At 68.1% G+C, this 24,420-nt stretch carries 22 protein-coding genes and 1 riboswitch; of the genes, 6 read left to right on the top strand and 16 right to left on the bottom strand.

The annotated features are described in order from the left end of the window. The first annotated feature begins 175 nt into the window (after nucleotides 1-175). A complete protein-coding gene (locus tag AB0L70_RS21460; protein ID WP_363686664.1) occupies nucleotides 176-862 on the top strand; it encodes a 3-keto-5-aminohexanoate cleavage protein in 687 nt (228 codons plus the stop codon). Nucleotides 863-968: 106 nt separating this feature from the next. Here AB0L70_RS21460 and surE read toward each other — a convergent pair whose 3' ends face one another. From surE to AB0L70_RS21435, 5 genes are all read right to left on the bottom strand, one after another. Continuing rightward, entirely contained in the window at nucleotides 969-1,733 is a 765-nt protein-coding gene (gene surE, locus AB0L70_RS21455; RefSeq protein WP_363686662.1) for a 5'/3'-nucleotidase SurE, read from the bottom strand. Between the two features lie 12 nt (nucleotides 1,734-1,745). Then, nucleotides 1,746-5,474 (bottom strand): cobaltochelatase subunit CobN, encoded by a 3,729-nt coding sequence (gene cobN / locus AB0L70_RS21450; RefSeq protein ID WP_363686660.1) that lies wholly within the window; start codon nucleotides 5,472-5,474, stop codon nucleotides 1,746-1,748. A 34-nt stretch (nucleotides 5,475-5,508) separates the two neighbouring features. Beyond that, nucleotides 5,509-5,624, bottom strand: a riboswitch (cobalamin riboswitch). 1 nt (nucleotide 5,625) lies between these two features. Beyond that, a complete protein-coding gene (locus tag AB0L70_RS21445) occupies nucleotides 5,626-6,594 on the bottom strand; it encodes a DUF3500 domain-containing protein (RefSeq protein WP_363686658.1) in 969 nt (322 codons plus the stop codon). Next, nucleotides 6,585-7,265 (bottom strand): phosphoglycerate mutase family protein, encoded by a 681-nt coding sequence (locus AB0L70_RS21440; RefSeq protein WP_363686656.1) that lies wholly within the window; start codon nucleotides 7,263-7,265, stop codon nucleotides 6,585-6,587. The genes AB0L70_RS21445 and AB0L70_RS21440 overlap by 10 nt, the downstream gene beginning before the upstream one ends. Then, nucleotides 7,256-8,185 (bottom strand): cobalamin biosynthesis protein, encoded by a 930-nt coding sequence (locus tag AB0L70_RS21435; RefSeq protein WP_363686654.1) that lies wholly within the window; start codon nucleotides 8,183-8,185, stop codon nucleotides 7,256-7,258. The genes AB0L70_RS21440 and AB0L70_RS21435 overlap by 10 nt, the downstream gene beginning before the upstream one ends. Before the next feature lie 44 nt (nucleotides 8,186-8,229). Here AB0L70_RS21435 and AB0L70_RS21430 point away from each other — a divergent pair, with 44 nt between their 5' ends. From AB0L70_RS21430 to AB0L70_RS21420, 3 genes are read left to right on the top strand one after another with little or no spacing between them, the layout of a single operon-like run. Continuing rightward, a complete protein-coding gene (locus AB0L70_RS21430; RefSeq protein ID WP_363686652.1) occupies nucleotides 8,230-9,036 on the top strand; it encodes a serine hydrolase in 807 nt (268 codons plus the stop codon). Then, nucleotides 9,033-10,091: a dipeptide epimerase gene (locus AB0L70_RS21425; protein WP_363686650.1), complete on the top strand. Its 1,059-nt coding sequence runs from the start codon at nucleotides 9,033-9,035 to the stop codon at nucleotides 10,089-10,091. Before AB0L70_RS21430 ends, AB0L70_RS21425 begins: the two co-directional genes overlap by 4 nt. Next, nucleotides 10,088-10,954 (top strand): C40 family peptidase, encoded by an 867-nt coding sequence (locus AB0L70_RS21420; protein ID WP_363686648.1) that lies wholly within the window; start codon nucleotides 10,088-10,090, stop codon nucleotides 10,952-10,954. Before AB0L70_RS21425 ends, AB0L70_RS21420 begins: the two co-directional genes overlap by 4 nt. 49 nt (nucleotides 10,955-11,003) lie before the next feature. Here AB0L70_RS21420 and AB0L70_RS21415 read toward each other — a convergent pair whose 3' ends face one another. From AB0L70_RS21415 to AB0L70_RS21405, 3 genes are all read right to left on the bottom strand, one after another. Continuing rightward, nucleotides 11,004-12,059, bottom strand: a complete 1,056-nt coding sequence (locus AB0L70_RS21415; protein WP_363686646.1) for a TerC family protein — start codon at nucleotides 12,057-12,059, stop codon at nucleotides 11,004-11,006. 261 nt (nucleotides 12,060-12,320) lie between these two features. Then, nucleotides 12,321-12,668: an MmcQ/YjbR family DNA-binding protein gene (locus AB0L70_RS21410; protein WP_363686644.1), complete on the bottom strand. Its 348-nt coding sequence runs from the start codon at nucleotides 12,666-12,668 to the stop codon at nucleotides 12,321-12,323. Between the two features lie 12 nt (nucleotides 12,669-12,680). Next, nucleotides 12,681-13,049 carry a VOC family protein gene (locus tag AB0L70_RS21405; protein WP_363686642.1) on the bottom strand — a complete coding sequence of 123 codons (369 nt, stop codon included), beginning with the start codon at nucleotides 13,047-13,049 and terminating at the stop codon, nucleotides 12,681-12,683. 91 nt (nucleotides 13,050-13,140) lie between these two features. Here AB0L70_RS21405 and AB0L70_RS21400 point away from each other — a divergent pair, with 91 nt between their 5' ends. After that, the gene (locus AB0L70_RS21400; RefSeq protein WP_363686640.1) at nucleotides 13,141-14,103 is read left to right on the top strand and encodes a hypothetical protein; all 963 of its coding nucleotides are present in this window, start codon (nucleotides 13,141-13,143) and stop codon (nucleotides 14,101-14,103) included. Between the two features lie 3 nt (nucleotides 14,104-14,106). Here the strand turns inward: AB0L70_RS21400 and uvrB are convergent, their stop codons facing one another. The 6 genes from uvrB to coaE form a co-directional block, all read right to left on the bottom strand. After that, nucleotides 14,107-16,212, bottom strand: coding sequence for an excinuclease ABC subunit UvrB (gene uvrB / locus AB0L70_RS21395; protein ID WP_363686638.1), 2,106 nt, complete (start codon nucleotides 16,210-16,212; stop codon nucleotides 14,107-14,109). 46 nt (nucleotides 16,213-16,258) lie between these two features. Beyond that, complete coding sequence (locus tag AB0L70_RS21390; protein WP_363686636.1) at nucleotides 16,259-17,062, bottom strand: hypothetical protein; 804 nt, start codon at nucleotides 17,060-17,062, stop codon at nucleotides 16,259-16,261. Nucleotides 17,063-17,096: 34 nt separating this feature from the next. Further along, the gene (locus AB0L70_RS21385) at nucleotides 17,097-18,023 is read right to left on the bottom strand and encodes a hypothetical protein (protein ID WP_363686634.1); all 927 of its coding nucleotides are present in this window, start codon (nucleotides 18,021-18,023) and stop codon (nucleotides 17,097-17,099) included. Then, the gene (locus tag AB0L70_RS21380) at nucleotides 18,020-19,111 is read right to left on the bottom strand and encodes a hypothetical protein (protein WP_363686632.1); all 1,092 of its coding nucleotides are present in this window, start codon (nucleotides 19,109-19,111) and stop codon (nucleotides 18,020-18,022) included. The genes AB0L70_RS21385 and AB0L70_RS21380 overlap by 4 nt, the downstream gene beginning before the upstream one ends. Further along, nucleotides 19,108-20,244: a PrsW family glutamic-type intramembrane protease gene (locus AB0L70_RS21375; protein ID WP_363686630.1), complete on the bottom strand. Its 1,137-nt coding sequence runs from the start codon at nucleotides 20,242-20,244 to the stop codon at nucleotides 19,108-19,110. Before AB0L70_RS21375 ends, AB0L70_RS21380 begins: the two co-directional genes overlap by 4 nt. 202 nt (nucleotides 20,245-20,446) lie before the next feature. Then, nucleotides 20,447-21,055, bottom strand: coding sequence for a dephospho-CoA kinase (coaE, locus tag AB0L70_RS21370; RefSeq protein WP_363686627.1), 609 nt, complete (start codon nucleotides 21,053-21,055; stop codon nucleotides 20,447-20,449). A gap of 70 nt (nucleotides 21,056-21,125) precedes the next feature. On the opposite strand from coaE, the gene AB0L70_RS21365 reads away from it, so the two are divergent. Beyond that, on the top strand, nucleotides 21,126-21,722 hold the full coding sequence (locus AB0L70_RS21365; protein ID WP_363686625.1) for a hypothetical protein: 597 nt from the start codon (nucleotides 21,126-21,128) through the stop codon (nucleotides 21,720-21,722). A gap of 63 nt (nucleotides 21,723-21,785) precedes the next feature. Here the strand turns inward: AB0L70_RS21365 and rpsA are convergent, their stop codons facing one another. Next, nucleotides 21,786-23,264: a 30S ribosomal protein S1 gene (rpsA, locus tag AB0L70_RS21360; RefSeq protein WP_363686623.1), complete on the bottom strand. Its 1,479-nt coding sequence runs from the start codon at nucleotides 23,262-23,264 to the stop codon at nucleotides 21,786-21,788. 250 nt (nucleotides 23,265-23,514) lie between these two features. Next, a complete protein-coding gene (locus AB0L70_RS21355) occupies nucleotides 23,515-24,405 on the bottom strand; it encodes a phosphotransferase (protein ID WP_363686621.1) in 891 nt (296 codons plus the stop codon). Nucleotides 24,406-24,420: the final 15 nt, after the last annotated feature.

The raw sequence follows: 24,420 nt of genomic DNA, 5'->3' as shown, positions 1-24,420 counted from the left end.
ACCGCGGCCACCACAACCACCGCAACCAAACCCCGAACCGGCTTCCGAACACCCAACACAAATTCCATAACAGCCCCCTTAGGACAACCCCTAGATGCCCCCAAACCCCCCAAAGTTACGGTCGAACGCTTGATCAAACCCCTACCCCGTCAAGGCCTCCCGTTAGCTTTGGGGGATGTTGAAGGTTTGTTTGAATGGGGATCGGGGGCGGGGGGAGCATCCGGGGGTGCCGGTTACGGCGGTGCAGTTGGCTCGGGAGGCGGAGGGTGCTGTGCGGGCGGGGGCGGAGGCGGTTCATCTGCATCCGCGGGGAGGTGATGAGGCCGAGAGTTTGCGGTGGGCGGATGTTCGCGCCGCAGTCGACGCTGTGCGGGCTGTCTGTCCGGGCGTGCCGGTCGGAGTGTCGACGCGGCAGGAGATCGAACCGGATCTCTCGCGCCGACTGGAGTTGATCGGTGGGTGGGAGCGTGGGCCGGACTTCGCGAGTGTGAACTTTCACGAGGCCGGGGCGGAGCGGGTGGCGGATCTGCTGATCGACCGTGGGATCGGGATTGAGGCCGGGCTGTTCACAGCGGACGCGGCGGACAAGTACCTGGCCTGGGGTGGGCCGGTTGTAAGGGTGCTGGTTGAAGCGATCCCTGGCGTGTCACCAGGCTCCGATGGGATCGCGGCGGCTCAGGCGGTGCTGGACGTACTGCCGACGACCGACGTGCTCGTGCATGGTGAGAACGAGTGGGCCTGGCCGGTGCTGCGGTGGGCCGCGCAGCAGGGGTACGACGTACGCGTCGGGTTCGAAGACATGCTGACCGGGCCAGAAGGACAGCCGGTACGGTCCAACGCGGACCTACTGGGCTACCTCTAGACAAAGGACGCGCAGGACACCCCGCTGGTCCGGGGCGATCAGCCGGAGATCCCGTCCCAGCAGGTCGCCCCAGCAGTGGTGGCGCCGGGCGACGCGGCGAAGAGGTTCATGACAAGCGCTTGGCCAGTGCGATTGCGGCCGTGTCGTCCTTCACCTCGCGGATGCCGACGATGGGTGTGACGGTGACGAAGCCGGCCACGAGAAGAGCCTCGTCGGAGTCGGCTACGGCGCCGGGGCGAGGAGCTTCGAGCTGGATCATCGGCTCGCCGCTCGGGGCGGTGGTGCCGACGATGCGCGAGCGCTTGATCGGGGCGAGGGAGGCGTGGCGTACGCCGGCCAACTGGTCGAGCGGCCGATCCGGGACGTTGATCGTCAGCACCGTGCCGGCGGGTTCCGGCACGATCCAGGTCAGCGCCTCGGCCGCGACGGTGGCCGCGGTCTGCCAGTGCGCCGGGTCCTCGGAGTCGATGCTGATGGCAACGGCCGACAGGCCCTGCCCGGCCGCGGTCAGCGCCGCGGCGACGGTGCCGGAGTGAAAGATCGGTACGCCGATGTTGTGGCCCCGGTTGATCCCCGAGACGACCAGGTCCGGGGCGCGCCCGAAGGCACCCACGGACGCCAGCGTCACCGCGAGAGCCGGCGTACCCTCGACACCGATGTAGGTGACGCCACCCTCCTCCTCGGACGCGGTCCGGATCGGACGGCCGACCATGCCCGCACGGGCCGAGCCGACACCACTCTCGTCCTCGAGCGGTGCGACCACGAGTACGTCGTACCCGAGCTCGGCGATCGCCGGCGCGAGCGCCCGGATCCCCGGAGCCTGGTAACCGTCGTCGTTGGTGATCAGGACTCTGAGCTGCTCAGGCGGCATACCTCTACCCAATCAGCCGCGGTCCTCGATGTCACCTTCCGTCTCAAGTACCGCGGTGCGTAGCGTCTCGAGTGCCTCCGGTGATGGTTCCGCCCAGAGACCGCGTTGCGCCGCCTCGAGCAGGCGCTCGGCGATGCCATGCCGGGCCCACGGGTTCGATTTCTGGAAGAACTCGGCCATCTCGGGGTTGGCGACGTACTCCGTTGTTAAAGTCTCGTACATCCAATCGTCGACCACGCCCGCGGTCGCGTCGTACCCGAACAGGTAGTCCACGGTCGCGGCCATCTCGAACGCACCCTTGTAGCCGTGCCGCCGCATCGCCGCCATCCACCGCGGGTTCACCACCCGGGCCCGGAAGACCCGCTTCGTCTCCTCCTCCAGCGTCCGGGTGCGGACCTGCGCCGGTACGGCGGAATCCCCGACGTACGCCTTCGGGTTCGAGCCGGTCAGGTGGCGGACCATCGCGATCATGCCGCCGTGGTACTGGAAGTAGTCGTCGGAGTCCATGATGTCGTGCTCGCGGGTGTCCGCGTTCTTCGCCGCCACTTGGATCCGGGCGTACGCGCGTTCCATCGAGCCGCGCGCCTCCGCGCCGTCGAGATCCTTGCCGTACGCGTACCCGCCCCAGACCGCGTACACCTCGGCCAGTTCGGCGTCGGTCCGCCAGTTCCGCGCATCCACGAGCGGTAGCAACCCAGCTCCGTAGGAACCAGGTTTCGACCCGAACACCCGCGCGGTGGCCGACCGCAGATCATTGCCTTCAGCAACGTCAGCGTCCACGTGCGCGCGCAGGAAGTTGTCCGCGGCCGACTCGTCCAGCGATGCGACCGTACGCACGGCTTCGTCCAGCAGGGCCACCACATGCGGGAACGCGTCCCGGAAGAACCCGGAGATCCGGATCGTCACGTCGATCCGCGGCCGGCCGAGCTCCTCCACGCCGACCACCTCGAACCCGGTGACCCGTCGCGACGCCTCGTCCCAGACCGGGCGGCAGCCGAGCAGCCATAACACCTCGGCCAGGTCGTCGCCCTGCGTGCGCATGGCCGACGTACCCCAGATCGTCAGGCCGACCGAGCGCGGCCACTCCCCCGTCTCGGCCTGGTGCCGCGCGAGCAGCGAGTCGGCCAGCGCAACCCCGACGTCCCAGGCGTTGCGGCTCGGGATCGCCTTCGGGTCGACGGCGTAGAAGTTCCGGCCGGTCGGCAACACGTTGACCAGACCACGGGTCGGCGAACCCGACGGCCCGGCCTCGATGAAGCGACCGTCGAGCGCCCGGAGGACGTTGGTCACCTCGTCGCCGGTCCGGGCAAGTCGCGGGACAACCTCGGTGGCGGCGAAGGTCAGCGAGGCCGAGACAGCCTCCGACGAACGACCGAGCACCTCGGTCACGACTACCGGCACCTTGAGCGGGTCCCAGCTCAGCGTCTCCATGCTGACGACGAGTTTGCGCGCGACGGCCTCCAGCAGATCCACGCCATCCGCACCCGTCACGGCCGGCAGATCAGCCAACGTCGCCAGGTCAGCCAGATCGGCAGCCTTTCCGGGATTGGCGAGCAGCTCGGACTCAGAGACCCCGAAGGTGTCGCCGAGTGCCGTCCGCAATCCGGGGATCGAGTACGAACCACCCCACAGCTGACGGGCCCGCAGTACGGCGAGCACGAGGTTCACCCGCGCTTCCCCATCCGGTGCGCCGCCGAGGATGTGCAGCCCGTCGCGGATCTGCACATCCTTGATCTCACACAGATACCCGTCCAGATGCAGGACGAACTCGTCGAAGTCGTCGTCCTCGGGCCGCTCGTTGGTGTGCAGATCGTGGTGCAGCTGTGCGGCCTGGATCAGCGTCCAGATCTGCGCCCGCAGCGTCGGCACCTTGTCCGGGTCCAGCGCCGACACGGTCGCGTACTCGTCGAGCAGGTACTCCAGCTTGGCCATGTCGCCGTACGTCTCGGCACGTGCCATCGGCGGGACCAGGTGGTCGACGACGGTCGCGTGCGCGCGCCGCTTGGCCTGCGTACCCTCACCCGGGTCGTTGACGATGAACGGGTAGATCATCGGCAGGTTCCCGAGTACGGCGTCCGGCGCGCACTCGGCCGACATCCCGATCCCCTTGCCCGGCAGCCATTCGAGCGTCCCGTGCTTCCCGAGGTGTACGACGGCGTGCGCCCCGAAGCCGCCCTGATCCGTCGAGGTCTCGAGCCACCGGTACGCCGCCAGGTAGTGATGCGACGGCGCCATATCCGGGTCGTGGTAGATCGCCACCGGGTTCTCGCCGAAACCGCGCGGCGGCTGGATCATCAGCACGACGTTCCCGAACCGCAAGGCAGCCAGGGCGATCGCCCCGGACGGATCGACGTACAGCGAACCCGGCGGCTCACCCCACGCCTCGGTCATTGCCTCGCGCAACGACTCAGGGACCTGACCGAACCACTGCTGGTACGTCGACAGTGGGACCTTCGCGACCGCGTTGTCCAGTTGCTCGTCGGTGAGCCAATCGACGTCATGACCTCCGGCCGCGATCAGCCGGTGGATCAGCCCGTCGGCGCCGTCCGCACCCTGCAGCTCACTGAGGTCGAGCCCACCGAGGTCGTACCCAGCCTGCTCCAACTGCCCAAGCAGGACGACCGCGGACGCGGGCGTGTCCAGACCGACTGCGTTCCCGATCCGGGCGTGCTTGGTCGGATACGACGACAACACGAGCGCAAGCCGCTTCTCGGCGGCCGGGACGTGCCGGAGGCGTGCGTGCGCGACCGCAATCCCGGCCAGCCGGGCGCACCGCTCCGGGTCCGGCGCGTACCGGGCCAGGCCGTCGGCGTCGTACGACTTGAACGAGAACGGGATCGTGATCAGTCGTCCGTCGAACTCCGGGATCGCGACCTGCGTAGCCGCGTCGAGCGGACTGATCGCCGCGTCACTGGCCAGCCACTGCTCACGGGTCGAGGTGAGCGCGAGCCCCTGGATCAGCGGGATGTCGAGGGATGCGAGCGCACCCGCGTCCCACGCGTCGTCCGCACCGCCGGCACTCGCATTGGCCGCAACGGACCCACCCGCTGCCAGCAGAGTAGTGACCAGTACGTCGCACTTCCGCAGCAGCTCGAACAGCCCGGCGTTCTCGGCACTGGTCGGATCGAGTCCGCGCAGGGTCCCGCAGTACACGGGCAGCGGCTGCGCGCCCGCCTCCGAGACCGCGGCCGCGAGGGTGTCGACGAACGCGATGTTCCCGGAGATCTCGTGGGCGCGGTAGTAGACGATCCCGACGGTCGGCTTCTTGGACAGCTCATCGCGTCCGGGCGGCCGCTCGTCCTCGACGTACGTCCCACGCACGCCGTACGCCGGAAGCGCGCGAGGCGGGTCGAACTCGTCACCAGTCAGGAGCAGCGTGTCGCGGAGGAAGCCGGCCAGGTTGCGTAGATTGTCGGCGCCGCCTTCACGCAGGTAAGCGAGTGCCTCGGTCACCGCACCCGCGGGCACGGTCGACAGCGACATCAGCTCAGCATCAGGCGCAGCCTCACCGCTGACCACCACGGCCGGCTTGCCGGACGCGATGACCGCGTCCAGGCCGTCCTCCCAGGCCCGCCGCCCGCCGAGCAGACGGACCACGACGACCGCGGCGTCCTCGAGCAACGGAGCCAGGGCGTCCAGGTCGAGCCGGGCCGGGTTCGCGACCTTCCAGCCGGCGTCCGCCTCGGCGGCCGCGAGCAGGTCGGTGTCGGCGGTCGAAAGCAGCAGGAGGTTCGCACGCATGCGCGACCGGTCCTTCCTCGGGGTGTCCACGCCCCGTCCGGAGGTACGACGGCGGCAGTTCCTGACTCCCCACAAGGTGGGTCACAGTGGCGGGACCGTCCCGGACTTGCACCGGGTTCCTGCGTGTTGCCGTCGAATGACTTGGCTGACTCTAGCTGTGCATCGCGTAGTGGGCGGCCAGGAGGTCGGTACCCCAGTCGTTGCGGACGTCGCGCCAGACGGAGTGGATGTGGTTGGCGTTGTCCTGGGTGTTGTCGTACTCGGCCAGGAAGCTCGGCCCGGCGATGGAGTAGTAGTGCCGGTTGCCGACCCCGGGCTCGGTCTCGCCGGCCCAGGCGAACGTGAGTCGTTCGATGCCCTGGTCGGTGATGTCCTGCCACGTCTGCAACCCGATCGGCCCGGCGGCGCGTCCGACGTACTGGCCGATGAGCAGGCTGAGCAACTGGCGTTGGTCCGCGGTCATATCGCCGTACGGGAGGCCCTTGTGCAGGAGCTTGGCGTCGGCAACGGGGTCATGCCGGGTGAGGATGTCGTCGGGCGCGTCCGGCGAGACGATGGCGACGTCGCGCTGATCCGGCTCGAGAGCGTTCAGGAGCTGGAAGCCCAGGTCCTGCTCAGCTGCGAGGAACCGGCGACCGGCTTCCGGCCCGGTCAGCACCTCGGCCGGGTTGGACCCGAGGAACTGCGGCGTGAAGGCGATCGCACCGTCCACGAGCGTCACATGCAGCGCGAGGTGGTGACCGTTCAGTCGCCACGCCCACGGCTCGGTCCCGGCCGGATCGCCCAGCACCCGGAGGAAGTACCGGTCGCCGACGACGGACCCCTCCCACTCCCCCGACGGCGGCAGCGGCGGGATCTCGCGGACGATGACCTCCGCGTCCATCACGGCCCAGACGTCGGCGACACCGCGCTCACTGCACCCGATCGAGACCAGCCGCTGCACCAACTGCTGCTGCACGGGCGTCAGCTCCGTCAGCGCGAGGCCCGGTACGGCGCCCGGCAGATAGGTCCACTCCTGGTGATCAGGGGTGTCGAACGCGGCCTTGATCTTGTCGAGCTGCGCGGGCGACAGGCTCGCCAGCAGATCGAGTACCGCATCCCGCGTCTGCTCTACAACCATGCGGATCGCTCCCGTTCCGTCGGTTCGTAGTGGGTCCACTGTTCGAACGGCCGATCCAGCTTGTACCGGAAATCGGGTTGCCGCAGCAGGACGCGTGTTTCCGCGTTGCCCGGGTTCCGCAGCGTCTCGAAGAACCTTACCGACCAGTGGAACCAGCGCATGCAGAACAACCGCATCGTGAGCCCGTGCGACACCAGCAGCACATTGCGCGGCGCATCGGGGCTCTCGAAGTCGCGGTGCATCGTCTCCAGGAACGTCGACACCCGGTCGTACACGTCCGAGCCCGATTCACCGTGCGTGAACCGGTAGAAGAAGTGCCCGAACGAGTCCCGGAGCTCCTCCTGCCGCTCGATATCCGCGGTGTCCTGCAGGTTGGCCCAGTCCTGTTCCCGCAGCCGCGGCTCCTCCCGCGGCAGCTCGATCAGGTCGTCCAGCCCGAGCGAGTCGAGCGTCTGCCGGGCTCGCAGGTACGGCGAGACGTAGACGCGGACCGGCTCGCCCGCGAACATCTCCCGGAGCCGCTTGCCCGCCTCGACCGACTGCTCGTGGCCGAGCGGAGTGAGCGGGACCGCGTGGTCGGGGATGCGCTCGTAGATCGTCTTGTCCAGATTCGCCTCGGACTCGCCGTGCCGGATCAACGCGATCCGCATCGGCCGATGGCTCAGCCCCATCGTCTCCCCTTCCCCAGTACCGCGATCATCGCCGCGACTCCTGCTGCCGCCAGACCGACCCGCCGCGCGAGCGCCGCGGTCCGGCGTACGTCGGCAACCTCCGGGGCCGGCCCGTCACCGAGCGTCCCGCGATCCTCCTGGTACGTCCCGTAGCTGTTCGTGCCGCCGAGCGTCAGCTCGAGCGCCCCGGCGAACGCCGCCTCGACGGGACCGGCGTTCGGACTCGGATGCTTCGGCGCGTCCCGCTGCCACACCTCGACCGTCTCGCGCAGCCGGCCCGCGGCGAGTCCGGTGAGTACCGCGCAGACGCGGGCAGGGAGCAGGTTGAGTACGTCGTCCAGTCGCGCCGACGCCCACCCGAAGTTCAGGTACTTCGCGGACTTGTAGCCGACCATGGCATCCAGGGTGTTGGCCGCGCGGTAGCCGAGCAGACCGGGGAGGCCGAGCACGCCGCCCCAGAGCAGCGGCGCGACACACGCGTCCGAGGTGTTCTCGGCGATCGATTCGACGGTGGCGCGGGCGAGTTCGTCGGCTTCGAGGTTGGTGGCGTCGCGGGCACAGAGGTGGCTGAGCCGGTCGCGGGCGGCCGGGATGTCCTTGGCCTCGAGAAGCTCGGCCATCGTTTCGGCCTCGCGGTCCAGGCTGCGGGCGCCGAGCACGGTCCAGGTCGCAGTGGCGGTGACGAGGGTGTGGAGCACCGGGTGGTTCTTGGTCATCCGCTCGACCACGATCGCGCCAGCTGTCGTCGCGCCGACCAGAGCGGCTGTGTAGACGGTCCCGGCCGCCCGGGAGTCGGCGTACAGGCTCTGCTCGAGGCGGTTGGCGGTGCGGCCGAAGCCTGCGACCGGGTGGAAGCGGCGCGGGTCGCCGAGGACGCGGTCGGCCGCGAACCCGAGGAGGATGCCGAGAGCGCGGGACACCCTCGGCAGTCTGCCAGGTGTCAGCCTGTGATTGGGTGATCGGCATGGGAATCGCGGAGCTGCTCGCCGGGGTCGACGGGAGCGGGGAGTTCGGGGTCTGGCTGGGCGGACTGGACGGCGTACCGGTGTTCGAGCACGCGGCGGAGCGGACGCACTACTCCGCCAGCACGATGAAGCTGCCGGTGGCAATGGCGATGATGCGGAAGGTCGAGGCGGGTGAGCTGGCCCTCGATCAGCCGGTGACCGTCCACAACGACTTCGCGTCCGCGGCCGGCGGCCGGTTCGGCGTGAACCCGGACGAGGACGAGGCGCCCGCAACCTGGACGAAGCTGGGGACGGCGGTGCCGCTCAGCTGGCTGGCCACCGAGATGATCAGCCGTTCCAGCAACCTCGCCACCGACCTGGTGCTGGAACAGGTCGGCGTGGACGCGGCGCAGGCTGTTCTTGCCGAGTACGGTCCTGGTGGCAGTGTCATCATGCGCGGGATCGACGACGCGGCGGCGCAACGAGCGGGGATCAGCAACCTGATGAGCCCCGCCGGATTGGCCGGAGTGCTTGTTGCTGTTGGCAATCAACCCGACGGTGACTATCTCCGCGACCTCCTCGCGGCCAATCAGTGGAACGGCGAGATCCCGGCGCTTCTGCCCACCGGCACCCGGGTCGAGCACAAGAACGGCTGGGACACCCGGATCCGGCACGACGGCGGCATCGTCCGCCCGACCGACGCCGATCCGTTCGTGCTCGTCGTCTGCACGACGTCCGACCTACCGGACTCCGACGCGCAGAAGCTGATCGCCGCTATCGCCCTCGAAGCCTGGAACCACCGGCACGACCTGGGAGCGGTGCGATGAAACTCACCACGCATCTGGTCTCGTCCCCGCTCCACACCCCCTTCATCACAGCGCTGCGTACGGCGACGCACGCCGAATCCCTGCTCGTCGAGATCACCGACGGCGACCTCAGCGGCTGGGGCGAGGCCCCGCAGGTCTGGAAGGTCACGGGCGACTCGCTCGCCGGCAGCCAGGCATGTGTCGAAGGCCCGATCGCCACCGCGCTCGACGGCCTTGGCCCGGACGACCTGACCGAGGCCCTGCGCCGCGTCCAGAACGCTGCCGCCGGCAACTTCGGCGCCAAGGCAGCCGTCGACATCGCGCTGCACGATCTGGCCGCGCGTCGACATGGGCAGACCCTGCATGGCTTCCTCGGCTCGACGGTGGACGTCGTACGCACGGATGTGACGCTGTCGGTGGGTGACGCGGAGGCCCTGGCGGCCGCTGGGCGAGCGCGGGTCGCGGACGGGTTCGACGTACTCAAGGTCAAGGTCGGCACTGACGCGAAGGCCGACGTCGAGCGGGTCCGGCGGGTGCGCGAGGCGATCGGCCCCGGGGCGACCCTCCGGCTGGATGCCAACCAGGGCTGGTCCCGGCGCGACGCGGTCAATGCGATTCGCGCTCTCGAGGACTGCGACATCGAGCTGGTCGAGCAACCCGTCGAGGCCGCCGATCTCGAGGGCATGGCCTGGGTGACCGACCGGGTCAGTACGCCGATCCTCGCCGACGAATCGGTGTACGGCGTACGCGATCTGGTCAACGTGATCCGGCACGGTGCCGCGGACATGGTGAACGTGAAGCTGGCCAAATGCGGCGGACTCGCACCGGCCCGGACACTGCTCGAGCTGGCCCGGTCGCACGGGATCCGGACGATCGTGGGCTCGATGATGGAGAGCCACGTCGGAGTCGGTGCGGCGGCGGCGCTGGTGTCGGCGTACCCGACCTCGGCGGTCAACGACCTGGACGCCGCATGGTGGCTCCGGGAAGCTCCGGTGGCCGGCGGAATCCGCTACGAAGGCTCGCTGATTCACCTGCCTTCGACTCCTGGCCTCGGCGTGACAGGCTTGGTGTCATGAAGCTCCTCGCCGCCAAAGTCCCGGTCAGCACCGTGTGGACTTCCCCGGACGCGCCGCGTGACATCGACGCGCCGGCCGTCGCCGCCCAGCCCGATGTCGCCGGCTGGGCCAAGTCAATGGACACCGAGACCCGTCTGGGTCTGCACAACCGGACCCTGACCCAACTGCTGTTCGCCGAGCCGGTGCTGGTTCGGTCCGAACGTGATGGCTGGTCCGAGATCGTCGCGCCCTGGCAACCGTCCTCACAGGACGAGCTGGGGTATCCGGGCTGGGTCCCGTCGAGCCACCTCGGCGAGCTGCCCGGGAGTGCGTCGGATCCGGTCGCAATCGCCGTACCGACGGCTGTGCTGCAGGGCGAACCTGGTGGTCGCGCGGTGGCGGAGCTGTCGTTCGGGACCGTACTGGCGTCGATCGAGCAGGCCGACGGGTACACGCGGGTCGCCACGCCGGACGGTGGATCCGGCTGGCTCGCGGACAACGCACTGCGGTCTGGTGTGGAGCCGTCCGAGCCCGAGGATCGGCTCCGGCTGGGCGCGCAGTTCCTTGGCCTCGAGTACCTGTGGGGCGGTACGGCGGCCTATGGGCTGGACTGCTCGGGATTGGTCCACGCGGTCAGCCGGGTGCTCGGGCTGCGGACGCCGCGGGATGCCCACGACCAGGCGGACGCGATCCAGAACATCCCGATCGACGAGGCTCAGCCGGGTGACCTGTACTTCTTCGCCCGCCCTGGGAAGACGGTCCACCACGTCGGTTTCGTCTCCGCCGAAGGCATGTTGCACGCCTCGGAGACCGGCAAGCGGCTCGAGAACGAGCCGCTCACCGACGAGCGTCGGGCCACGCTCATCACCGCTGCCCGGTTCTGACCTGAGAATCGCCCCGGACGGTGTGTCCGGGGCGATCGTCAGCTCGGGGTCAGGAGTTCTTGGCCTCTGACTCGTGGGCCTCTGACTCGTGGGCCTCTGACTCGTCGGCCTCAGGAGCGGCATCCTCCGGGGCCGACTCCAGGATGCGGGACTTGTGCAGGCTCGCGACCGTGGTGATGCCCAGGGTGATGATGATGAACCCCAGCGAGAACCAGATCGGGATCTCGGGCGCCCACTCGATGTGGTGGCCGCCGTTGACGAACGGCAGCTCGTTCACGTGCATCGCGTGCAGGACGAGCTTCACGCCGATGAACGCCAGCACGACGGACAGGCCGATCGACAGGTAGACCAGGCGCTTGAGCAGATCGCCGAGCAGGAAGTACAGCTGCCGCAGCCCCATCAGTGCGAAGACGTTCGCGGTGAAGACCAGGAACGGCTCCTGGGTCAGGCCGTAGATCGCCGGGATCGAGTCGAGCGCGAACAGCAGGTCCGTCGTACCGAGCGCGACGATCACGATCGCCATCGGGGTGACGAGGCGCTTGCCGTTCTTCACGATCGTGAGCTTCACGCCGTTGTACTCGTCGGTGGCGTTCAGCCGCTTCCGGGCGAACCGGATGATCGCGTTCTCCTTGAAGTCCTCGTCGTCGTTCTCCCCCTGCATGGCCAGGTGGATCGCGGTGTAGACCAGGAACGCGCCGAACAGGTAGAAGATCCAGGAGAACTCGTTGATCGCGGCCGCGCCGACGGCGATGAAGATGCCGCGGAACACCAGCGCCAGGATGATGCCGACCAGCAGTGCGGTCTGCTGGTACTTCCTCGGCACCCCGAACCTGGACATGATGATCAGGAAGATGAACAGGTTGTCGACGCTCAGGCTGTACTCGGTCAGCCAGCCGGCGAAGAACTCGCCCGCGTAGTTGCCGCCCGAGAAGACCCAGACGCCGAGGCCGAACACCACCGCCAGACCGACGTAGAACGCGATCGCCCGCGCGGACTCACGGGTCGTCGGTTCGTGCGGGCGCCGGCCGATGATGAAGACGTCGAATGCCAGCAGCGCGAGCAGTACGCCGACCGTGATGTACCAAACGTAGTCAGCAACGTGCACTTGAAACCTCCGGAGCTCAGTTGAAACAGGACTCCGAAGGTCTCTTCCGCCGAACTCAGTGACGAGTCCGACCGGTGGCACCGGGCGCGGGACCAAGCCCTTGACCGTGATGACGATGCCGCCGCCGAGGAATACTCCCCTTCTCAGACACCATTCTGACGGGTCGGCAGTCGAGTCGCCAAATCCAGGACGCCGTGTCCACCTGTCGAAATGATCACAGTGCTCGGCGGGAATAGTTGCGCTGCGTGATCAATCGGAATGCTATGGACGTCTGCTCCTCGGCAGTTTCGCCACGATCGTGTCGTACGAGGTGTCGATGAGCTCGAGGATCTCGTCGTCGGGAACGGCGCCGCCGAGGCGGACCGAATTCCACCCCGAGCGCCCGATGTAGGCCATCTTGCTGACGTCCTCGGGGTAGGTGTCGACCAACTCGTCGGCCTCCTCCCGGTTGGCCCCGCACTTGAGCCCGACCCCCTCGCCACCGCCGAGGAACGCGAAGATCTTGTCGCCGACCTTGGCGACGACATCGCCCTCCCACGGCTCGTCCTGCCAAGCCCCGGGCTTGGCCAGGCAGTGCTCGAGGATCTCGCTCCCGGTAAGCCTCGCCATCTCCTGCTCCTGTCAGCTGTGAGAGACAACCTCGACATTGTTGCTGTCCGGGTCCCGCACGAAGACCGCGTAGTAGCCGGGGTGGTACTCGGGCCACTCCTTCGGCTCATGCAGAACCTCGGCCCCCAGTTTGCGCACCGCCTGGTAGATCTTGTCGACGACCGAACGGTTGGGCGCGGTGAACGCGACGTGGATCTCGCGCTGGCTTCCCCCGGTCGTCTGCTTCCCCAGCCAGAACTTCGGTACGCCGTCCTGCCCCGACAGCCCGAGGACGGTGCCGAAGTCCATCGACACGGTGATGCCGAGGGGCGCCAGGACGGTCTCGTAGAACTCGCGGCTCGCGGTCAGGTCGTCGCACTGCAGTGACACGTGGTCGAACATGGTTCCTCCCCTGGTGGCCCTGAAAGGCACAGTAGACCTCCCCGGGGACAGAAGACGATGGCCGCCGTACGCACAGTCGTAGGGTGGAAAGGTGACAGACCTGGGGCTGATCGAGTCGACCGGTGACCGCGGATACGACCGGCTCGCTCAGGGCGTGATCGGTGTCTTCGAGGTCGCGTTCCCGGACCGCGTGCGTGGCTACTACCTGCGCGGCAGCCATGCCAGCAGTACGAGCATCGCCGGAAGCGATCTGGATCTCTTCATCATCTTCAAGGACCGGTTCGCCGATGCGGCCGAATATGAGCGGGCTCGCGCGCTGTCCGATCACTGCGGCCGGCTCTCGCCGGTGTTGCTGGAGCTCGTGCTGACCGGTGAGCGTGGTCTTCGCGGTCCGGAGGGCGTTGGCGCAGCGCTGAATCTCAAGTTGGCCACGCGGTTGCTGTACGGCGAGGACATCCGCGCGGAGCTGCCGCCGTTCGACGCCGACACCTACGTGCGGTCGGTGGTCCATACGCCGTACCTCAGCTACGCCTATCCGAAAGAGCGGCGGGGTGGACCGCTGGTGTATCCGCTGCGGCACCTCGATCCGGACGGGCCGTTCTTCGGCTACGACCAGTGGACGATGCCCGGCCCGGATGGGGTCGAGCACCCGAGCACCAAACTGCTGGTCGGATCAGTCGGCTGGACGGCGACCGCGATCGTTGCCTTGGGCAGCGGTCAGTATGTGCGGGACAAGGCGGCCTGCGTCAAGCTCTACCAGAAGTACGTCGCGGACGAGTGGACCGACCTGGTGACGGACGTGCACGAGCTGTGCCGCAATCGCTGGCACTACCAGCTGCCGTCAGACCCGGCCGAGCGTGCAGTGCTGCGCGAGCTCTGTGATCGGGCGCTCGACTTCCAGAACCATTTCCTCACGCTGTACCGGAGCTATCAGCTTGACGAGCTCGCGTCCGGCGACCCGGACCGGCAGCGGCTCGCGATCCAGAGGCTGCAGCGGATCGTGTTCGAGGACCAGGAGGTCGCCGACGCTCTCTCGAGCGCCGGCACCACCTAGGGCCTATTTCGCGCCGGCGTTGGTCATCTGGCGGAGCTCCTTCTTGAGCTCCGAGATCTCGTCGCGGTAGCGGGCCGCGACCTCGAACTGCAGCTCGGCCGCCGCGTTGTGCATCTGGTCGGTGAGCTGCTGGATCAGGTCGGCGAGATCCGACGACGGCAGGCCGCCGGCCAGCTCCTTCGCCTTCTCCCCCGCCTTCGCCTTGCCACCACCCGGCACCGGCGCCTTGCCGCGCGACTGGTTCCGGCCGGAGCCGAGCAGCTCGGCAGTGTCGGCGTCCTCGCGGGCGAGCATGTCGGTGATGTCGGCGATCTTCTTCCGCAGCGGCTGCGGGTCGACACCGTTCGCCACGTTGTAGGCGGTCTGTTTGGCGCGGCGCCGGTTGGTCTCGTCGATCGCCTGCTCCATCGACGGGGTGATCTTGTCCGCATACATGAACACCTGGCCGGACACGTTACGAGCCGCACGGCCGATGGTCTGGATCAGCGACCGGCCCGAGCGCAGGAAGCCTTCCTTGTCGGCGTCCAGGATCGCGACCAGCGACACCTCCGGTAGGTCGAGGCCCTCCCGCAGCAGGTTGATGCCGACGAGGACGTCGTACTCACCCATCCGGAGCTCGCGGAGCAGCTCGACCCGGCGCAGGGTGTCGACCTCGCTGTGCAGGTACCTGGTCCGGATCCCCATCTCCAGCAGGTAGTCGGTCAGGTCCTCGGACATCTTCTTGGTCAGCGTGGTGACCAGGACCCGCTCGTTCCGCTCGACCCGACCGCGGATCTCGTGGATCAGGTCGTCGATCTGGCCCTTGGTGGGCTTGACGATCACCTCGGGGTCGACCAGACCGGTCGGCCGGATGATCTGCTCGACGAACCCGTCGGACTTGTCCTGCTCGTACTGCCCCGGGGTCGCGGACAGGTAGACGGTCTGCCCGATCCGCTCCAGGAACTCCTCCCAGCGCAGGGGCCGGTTGTCCATCGCCGACGGCAGCCGGAACCCGTGCTCGACCAGCGTGCGCTTACGGGACATGTCGCCCTCATACATCCCGCCGATCTGCGGGACGGTCACGTGCGACTCGTCGATGACCAGCAGGAAGTCCTCGGGGAAGTAGTCCAGCAGGCAGTGCGGCGCGGTCCCGGCCTCGCGGCCGTCGGTGTGCCGCGAGTAGTTCTCGATACCTGAGCAGGTCCCGATCTGCCGCATCATCTCGATGTCGTACGTCGTCCGCATCCGGAGCCGCTGTGCTTCCAGCAACTGGCCACCGCGCTCGAGCTCGGCCAGCCGCTCCTCCAGCTCGGCCTCGATCGAGGTGATCGCGCGCTCCATCCGCTCCGGCGCGGTCACGTAGTGCGTCGCGGCACCGATGTAGACCTCGTCCTCTTCGCTGATCACCTCACCGGTGAGCGGGTGCAGCGTCATCACCCGCTCGATCTCGTCACCGAAGAACTCCACCCGGACGGCGAGCTCCTGGTAGACCGGGAACACCTCGAGCGTGTCGCCGCGGACCCGGAAGGTGCCGCGGGTGCCGGCCAGGTCGTTCCGCGCGTACTGCACCCCGACGAGCTTGCGGAGCAGGCCGTCGCGGTCCATCTCGGTGCCGACCTTCACGTGGATCATGCGGTTCAGATACTCGTCCGCGGAGCCCAGGCCGTAGATGCAGGAGACGGTCGCGACCACGACGACGTCGCGGCGGGTCAGCAGCGACCAGGTCGCCGAGTGCCGCAGCCGCTCGACCTCCTCGTTGATCGAGGAGTCCTTCTCGATGTAGGTGTCCGTCTGCGGGACATACGCCTCGGGCTGGTAGTAGTCGTAGTACGAGACGAAGTACTCGACGGCGTTCTCCGGGAAGAAGTGCCGGAGCTCGGTCGCGAACTGGGCGGCCAGCGTCTTGTTCGGCTGGAGGATCAGCATCGGGCGCTGGATCTTCTCGGCCAGCCAGGCGATGGTCGCGGTCTTACCGGTACCCGTCGCACCGAGTAGCACGACGTCCTGCTCGCCGGCGTTGATCCGCCGCTCGAGATCCGCGATCGCGGCCGGCTGGTCACCCGCCGGATCGAAATCGGACACCACCTTCAGCGGCGCGACCATACGCTGGAGATCCGAGACCTGTCTCATGCCCTCCACCGTACGGCCCGCTGCCGACAGTTTCTAAAACCCCAGGTCAGAAGCTCTTGACGACCGAATTGTTCATGAACACGAGTTCGTTCACCCGGCGCTTGTAGACGCGGCGCTCGAGGGCCGCGTCGGTGGCGGTGACGCGGTCGAACTGGTCCTGGTAGGCGGTGACGAAGCCCTGCATGGCGACCTTCTTGCCGGTCGGTCCGACCCAGACGCCGGTGTAGGACAGCGCGTAGCAGGATTTGATCTTCGGGCTGGGCGACTTGCACGCGACGCCCTTGCCGATCTTCACGCCCTGCATGCCGTTCGACTCGATGTCGACCAGGTGCTCGGCGAAGCCCTTCGCGTCGTACAGCTCGGTCTGGCGGACCCAGTAGTACCCGTCGATCAGGCCGCGGGCGTTGAACTGCTGCAGGATCCAGTTCTGCCCACCCTTGGACTTGTCCGGGTCCCGCAGCCAGCCCTTCGCCGGGGTGAACCAGATACCCCATCCGACCTCCACGCCGGTGTCGTTCGGGCCCTTGGAGTCGTCCGGCTTCGGCGTGGGCGACGGCGTGTACATCGAACCGACCGGATCCGGAGTCTGCTGAGCGGCCGGCTTGTCCTCGTCGCCGCCACCCGTCACCAGCAGTACGACGCCGATCGCGACCAGCGCGACCGCGACGATCGCACCGGCCATGATGATCCACTGCGTCTTGTTCGACTTGCCCGGCCGCTGCTGCGGCCGGCCCGGACCGGGTCCCCAGCCACCAGGTCCCGAAGGACCGCCGGGACCCGACGCGGATCCCCAGCCGCCAGGAGCGGGGGCGGGAGGCGGTCCCGGGGGCGTCCCGTACTGCTGACTCATAGCTCTTCCTCGCGATAGTTCAGGGGGTTCGTCGTCACAAGCTGTCGAGCACGGACTTCTTCATCGTCGTGGCGTCCGCCTCGGCCTTCTGGGCGAAGTCGACGCGGGTCCGGAAATCCAGCGCGGTGACCACCTTGTCCTTGCGCCGGTACGCCTCGACGTAGCCCTGCACCTTCACATCGGCGCCGGTCTTGTCCTTGGCGGTGGAGGTGTAGCTGATCGCGACGCACTCCTCCAAGACGTCCTTCGGGCACGGCAGGTTCCGTACGCTGCCGAGCTGGGCGATCTCGTTCTCGGTCTCGCCCTCGACGATGCCCAGCACGTACGCGTTCGCGGTCACGTTCTCCTTCTGCCGGACCCAGAAGAACGACCGCGGCTCACCGTTCGGCGCGTACGTGACCAGCTCCTTGCCGGCCTTCTCCGTCGCCAGCACACTCCAGCCCTCCACCGGTACGACGGAGACGCCGAAGCCGACCGGAATCGCATTCACGGGTGGCTGGTACGACGTTGTCGGCGTACTCGCGGTCGGCGCCGGGGTCTGGCTCGTGGTGGGATCCGCCTTGTCGTCGTCGCCCCCGGACAGGAAGACCAGCGCGGCCGCGACCAGCGCGACCACGATCAGGCCGGCCCCGATCGGCAGCAGCAGCGGCGGGAACGGCAGGCCCTTCTTCTCCGGCGGCGGCCGCCGCAGCGACGGCGGCCCGACCTTCTCACCCCAGGCAGTGCTCGTCTCGGTGGCCGGACCAGGTCCGGACTGCGGACCAGGCCCGGCGCCCGGCCCGGGTCCCGGACCTGCGTCCGGCGAGGTCCCCCACGGCGACGGGGGCGGTGGCACTTCCAGGTTCCAGGGCGACGGCGGCAGGGCCGGCTCGTCCGGCACTGCCGCGTCGTCGGAGGCTGGGCCAGGTTCGTTGACCCAGGGATTGCCTCCTCCGGAACCCTTGTCGCGCTTCCCGCTCACTGGCTCTTGACCACCGACTGCAGCATCGCCGTGGTGTCCGGCTGGATCGTCGAGATCTTGTCCTTGCGCCCGTACACCCGAATGATCGTGATCACGCCGTCGTTGCGCTCGATCACGCCGACGAACCCGATCACCGGCAGGCTGCCGTTCTGGCTGGTCGAGATCGCGTCGAAGCTCTGGGTGGTCATGGTCTTGACGTTGCTCTTGTCACCCTCGCCCGGGTGACTCTCCTTCGGCTCGCCCTTCTTGACCGAGGTCAGGTCCTTGGTCTCGGCGTCCATGAGCTGCGGGAGCACCGTCGCGGTGTTCTCGTTCGTCTCGGCCTTCCAGGCGTTCACCATGAAGTACGCCTCGCCCTGCTTGAGCAGGTAGACGCCGGTGAACTTGTCCAGGCTCTTGCGGATGTAGCCCGGCTGCGGCTTCACGAAGACGCCCTCGGCGATCTCGATGCCCTCGTCGACGTTCTCGGCCGGCTCGTTGCTCTGGGTGGTCGTCGGCTGCGGGTCCGGGTCGGCCTTCTTGTCGTCGCCCTGGTTGAAGACCACGGCCAGGAGCACACCGATCACCGCGACGACGGCGAACGCGCCACCGGCGATGAACAGGATCTTGTTGCCGCCCTTGCCGCGCGGCGTCTGACCGCCGTACTGACCCCACTGCTGCTGGCCGCCGCCGTACTGCTGTTGCTGGCCGGGGTAGCCCTGCTGCTGCGGGTACTGCTGCTGACCGGGGTACTGCTGCTGCCCCGGGTACTGCGGCTGTCCCGGCTGCTGGCCCTGGTACGGCGGTTGCCCGGGCTGCTGGCCCTGGTACGGCGGCTGGCCCGGCTGCTGACCGTAGCCCGGGGGTGCCTGCTGCGGACGCCCGTATCCGGGCTGACCCTGCGGCTGCTGACCGTACCCAGGCTGCTGCCCATAACCCGGCTGCCCCTGGGGCTGGCCCTGCGGCGGCCGGCCCGGCTGCTGACCGTAACCCGGCTGGCCCTGCGGCTGACCGGGCTGCTGACCTGGCTGTTGACCTGGCTGCTGTCCCGGCTGACCGCCGTACGGCGGCTGGCCACCGGGGCCGTAGGGCGGTTGCTGGTTGCTCATGCCTGCGTCTCCCCAGTCGTCGCTTCGTATCCACTCGCACCCGCGGGTGCCGCCACGCCACGGGCCGACTTCGGCACGGACCGCACCGAGTTGCCGCAGGCGGAGCAGAAGTCGGACTGCGGGAGCAGCGGCATCTCACAGCGCGAGCAGAAGGCCAGATCGCCCGACGCGTGGTTGGAACCACCGCGCGCGGCCGACTCCAGCGCCGCCTCGAGCAGCCCCTTGTGCAGCACGGTCCGGACCCGGATGATCAGCGCGCCGAGCAGCAGCAGGCCCCAGACCACACCGAGGATCGCACCGACGGTCGAGCCGTGGCCGCCGACGAAGCCGAGCAGGTAGACCCCGCCCTGGAACAGCGCGTTGATCACGATCGCCTGGATCACACCGGCCACCCAGCGCGGGGTGAAGCCGTCGTACCCCTCGCCCAGGCCGGAGAACTCCGCACCCGCGAGGCCGGTCGCCGAACCGTAGATCAGCGGCTTGATGAAACCGTGCAGCAGCACGATGGAGATCCACGTCCCGGCACTGCTGCCCGGACCGGCGAAGCCGCCGCTGATCCAGCCCCAGTGCAGTACGAGCGTCTCGAAGCAGGCGTACCCGACACCGGCCACCACGCCGAACGTGAAGCCGTCCATCAGGTCGTCGTACCGCGGCCGGGAGGCCAGGTAGAGCGGGCCGATCTGGCGGATCAGCTCGGAGACCACGGGCACCAGCAGGAGCAGGATCAGCAGGTCCCGCCCGGCCGGGCCGGCGTCATTGCCGCCGATCGTGTCCAGCGAGAGCACGAGCTTGTCCGACCACAGCCAGGTGAACACCGCCGCCAGTACGCCGGTCAGCACGAACGCCGCCGCGACGACCGGGATCGGCTCGTCCTCCCAGAGGTTCACGTCGTACAGGTAGAGGATGTAGACGATCGGAATCGCGAACGCGGCGATCATGATCGCCACCGGCAGGGCGCCGAGCGCGGCCGTCACGACGGTCAGCAGCAGCCCGATCCCGAGCGCGACCTTGTACGTGTAGGGCTGCTTGCCGGAGCCCTGCGGCATGATCGTCGACACCAGCTTGAACGACGCCACCGGCTCATCGGGCCTGGCGGCGTACGCCTTCTTCCGCTCGGCGTCCCCGGATCGCACATCGTTGCCACAGTGGTGGCAGAAATGCGACACCTCGGGGACGTCTGAGTTGCAGCGCGGGCAGACCACGCCAACCTCCCAACCTCGGACGTCCGGACCGGCGCGGGGCGCGCCGTCGGTGGTCACAGCCCGGTCGAGCCGGGCCGAACCGGGACAGATTCTCGTACAGCCGGTCCCGCAGTCATCATTTCCCGCGCAAGGGTCACCTTTTCGTGTCCGGACCGTGCTGTTGGAGTGTGGTCCACACCTCGTCGATCCGCCGGTCCAGATCCGCGAGCGTCCCGGAGTTGTCGACGACGACGTCCGCGGCCGCGAGCCGCTGCTCCCGCGAGGCCTGGCTGGCGATCCGCCGCTTTGCTTCCTCGTCAGACATTCCCCGCTGCGAGGTCAGCCGCTCGACCTGGACCTCGACCGGTACGTCGACCACGAGCAGCAGGTCGAAGTGGTCCGCCTGACCGGTCTCCACCAGCAGCGGGATGTCGTGGACCACGATCGCGTCCGCGGCGGCTTGCGACTCGATCTCGGCTGCCCGGGCCCGAACCCGTGGATGGACGATCGCCTCCAGCCTCCGACGGGCCGGCTCGTCCCCGAACACGATCCGCCCGAGCGCCGGCCGGTCCAGCTCACCCGCGGCCGTCAGTACGCCGTCGCCGAACTCCGCGACCACCTCGGCCAGCCCGTCGGTGCCCTTCGCGACCACCTCGCGCGCGAGCACATCGGAGTCGATCAGCACGGCACCACGGGCCGCCAGCCGCGACGACACCGCACTCTTCCCGGACCCGATCCCGCCCGTCAGTCCCACTCTCAGCACGCCAGCACCCTACTCACGCACCGAACCGCGCCTAACATGACCTATGGGGTGGTTCCGAAGACGGCGGACCGTGGACGATCTCCGCGAGGTCCGGGTGTTGGCCGAGGAAGACGTGATCCAGTTCGGTGAGGAGCTGGCACGGTTCAGCGCGGGTCCTGATCCGGACACCGCGTTGCGGCGCGACTACGAAACGGCGCTGGACGCCTACGAGTACGCCCGGCGGATCGTCGACCGGCGGGTGGTGGTGCGTGAGCTGGTCGACACCCTCAACGAGGGCAGGTATGCGCTCGCCTGCGCCAGGGCTCGCACCACGGGCAGTCCGCTGCCCAGACGTCGTACGCCGTGCTTCTTCAACCCGCAGCACGGGCCGTCGAGCACGGACGTGATCTGGACACCGGCCAGCGGGCCGACCCGCAAGGTGTCCGCCTGCGCGCAGGACGCGGCCCGGGTCCAGGCCGGCGAGGATCCACCGGTCCGGTACGGCGAGGTCCAGGTGCCGACGTGGGAAGCCGGAGCGCCGAACGAGCCGTACAAGATCGGCTTCTTCTCCGCCAGCCCGGCTCGCGCCCAGGTGATCGAGCTCAAGAGCCAACTGAAAGGCGAGGGCCGCGGCCGCTGGGGTATCGACTTCGGCCGCCGGAAGAAGCCCCGCCTCCCCTACGACTGAACGCACGAGACCCCCGCATCCGGTGTGGATGCGGGGGTCTCGTGAACTGCTACCGAGTCAGGATCAGCCCTGGCCGGTCAGCTTCTCGCGAAGCGCCTGCAGTGCCTCGTCGGAAGCGAGCGCACCCTCGACGGGAGCGTCTTCCTTCGGGGCGGCCGCGGAGGAGTACGTCGACGCCTCGCCGGCCTCGACGTCCGCCGTCTTGGCGTCCTCGATCTGCTTCTTGTGGGCCTCCCAGCGCGTGTGGGCCTCGGCGTACTGCCGCTCCCACTCCTCGCGCTGAGCGTCGAAGCCCTCGAGCCATTCGCCCGTCTCCGGGTCGAAGCCGTCGGGGTAGACGTAGTTGCCCTGGTCGTCGTACGTCGCCGCCATGCCGTACAGCGTGGGGTCGAAGTCGTCGGAGACCGGGTCGACACCCTCGTTGGCCTGCTTCAGCGACAGCGAGATCCGGCGACGCTCGAGGTCGATGTCGATGATCTTGACCATCACATCGTCGTTCACCTGAACGACCTGCTCCGGGATCTCGACGTGACGCTCGGCCAGCTCGGAGATGTGCACCAGACCCTCGATGCCCTCCTCCACGCGGACGAACGCACCGAACGGAACCAGCTTGGTGACCTTGCCGGGCACGATCTGGCCCATCTGGTGGGTCCGGGCGAACTGCTGCCACGGGTCTTCCTGGGTCGCCTTCAGCGACAGCGAGACGCGCTCGCGGTCCATGTCGACGTCCAGCACCTCGACGGTGACCTCCTGGCCGACCTCGACCACCTCGGTCGGGTGGTCGATGTGCTTCCAGGACAGCTCCGAGACGTGCACCAGACCGTCGACGCCGCCGAGGTCCACGAACGCACCGAAGTTGACGATCGAGGAGACGACACCCTTGCGGATCTGGCCCTTCTGCAGCTGGGTGAGGAAGTTCATCCGCACCTCGGACTGCGTCTGCTCCAGCCACGCCCGGCGGGACAGGACCACGTTGTTGCGGTTCTTGTCCAGCTCGATGATCTTGGCCTCGATCTCCTGGCCGACGTACGGCTGGAGGTCGCGGACCCGGCGCATCTCGACCAGCGAGGCCGGCAGGAAGCCACGAAGGCCGATGTCCAGGATGAGTCCACCCTTGACGACCTCGATGACGGTGCCGGTGACGACGCCGTCCTCTTCCTTGATCTTCTCGATCGTGCCCCAGGCCTTCTCGTACTGGGCGCGCTTCTTCGAGAGGATCAGGCGGCCTTCTTTGTCCTCCTTCTGGAGAACCAGGGCCTCGACGTGGTCGCCGACGTTGACGACCTCGTTCGGGTCGACGTCGTGCTTGATCGACAGCTCACGGGAGGGGATGACGCCTTCGGTCTTGTAACCGATGTCGAGGAGAACCTCGTCCCGGTCGACCTTGACGATGGTCCCTTCAACGATGTCGCCGTCGTTGAAGTACTTGATGGTCTGATCGATCGCCGCGAGGAAGTCTTCCTCCGACCCGATGTCATTGACCGCTACCTGCGGGGTGGTGCGTACTGCGGGGTCGAGAGGTGCCTCGATGCTGGCCGTCATGTGGTGGGTTGCTCCGTGGACTGGTGGTGTTGTGCGGTCGCGTCATGAACCGTTGGATCGCATCAAACCGCTGGATTGCCTGAAGAGCACAGATTCACCACCGACTGCTGCGAGCACGAGCCTGCTCCGTCCGAGGTCGCGCGGGCCCATAGCGCATCTCACAGAATACCGGTCTTGACGAAGGCAGCACAACCTGGGGCACCCGGTGCCTACCGGCCGCCCGCCGAGGTTTCCCGACGTGCCACTCAACTCAATGTACGACGTCCAGGGCGGGTCGTCCTCCGGAGAGGGTGCGCGTGTCCGCCATTCGGCCTACCAGGTCGTGGGCGGCGGCTGCGACTTCGTGCTCGGTGGAGCGTGCGGCCAGGTCCAGGAGCGCCCAGAGGTCTGCGGCCCGACCCAGGTCCACCAGCGGCTCGCCCAGGTCGAGGCCGCTCCCCCGGATCACGCTCAGGACCGCGCCGGCGAGCACCGGATCGGTGCAGAACCGGAAAAGGTTTCCCAGATCCGTGTACGGCGACCCGGCATGAGCGAACTCCCAGTCGATCAGCCCGGTGATCCGCGCGGTCTCCGGATCCACCAGCAGGTTCTTCGGGTTGAAGTCGCTGTGCACCAGGCACACCCGGTCGACCCCGTCAGCCAGGACGTCCTCAGCCTCAGCGAGTACGTCGGCAAACCGCTCGGACTGCTCCGCGCTCAAGCCGAGATCCAGGCCGGCGACGTACTGCTCCAGATCGCCCATCCCGAACGGCTCGATCACCAGCTCACCGTCACGGAACATCCCGAAGGTGAGGAACGGCATCCCGCTCAGCCGGACGAGGAGCTCACCCAACTGCTCTCCGACGGTCCGCCGCTCGTCCTCCCCCGCCGTATCCAGATAGACCTGCAGGTTCACCCCAGGCAGCCGCTCGGTCAGCAGGTACGGCGGATCCTCCGGCGACCCCTCGCGCTTCGCGTCCAGTATCCGCGGCACCGGCAGCAGCCCGTGGACGAGCCGCAGCAGCGCGGCGTCCACCGTCGCCCGCCCGGGGTCCTTCACATACAACTTCAGTACGGCGTCCTCGCCGCCGGCGCTGACCGCATACGTCTGACCGCCGTACCCACCCGCCAGCGGAACGGCGCTCGCCGCGAAATCACTCATACCTCTGACACTAGA

Origin of the sequence: Kribbella sp. NPDC051952 (genome assembly GCF_040680855.1) — a bacterium.
Classification (GTDB): Bacteria; Actinomycetota; Actinomycetes; order Propionibacteriales; family Kribbellaceae; genus Kribbella.
Note: the sequence above shows the minus strand (reverse complement) of the source record. Positions and strands in the feature narration are given on the sequence as shown.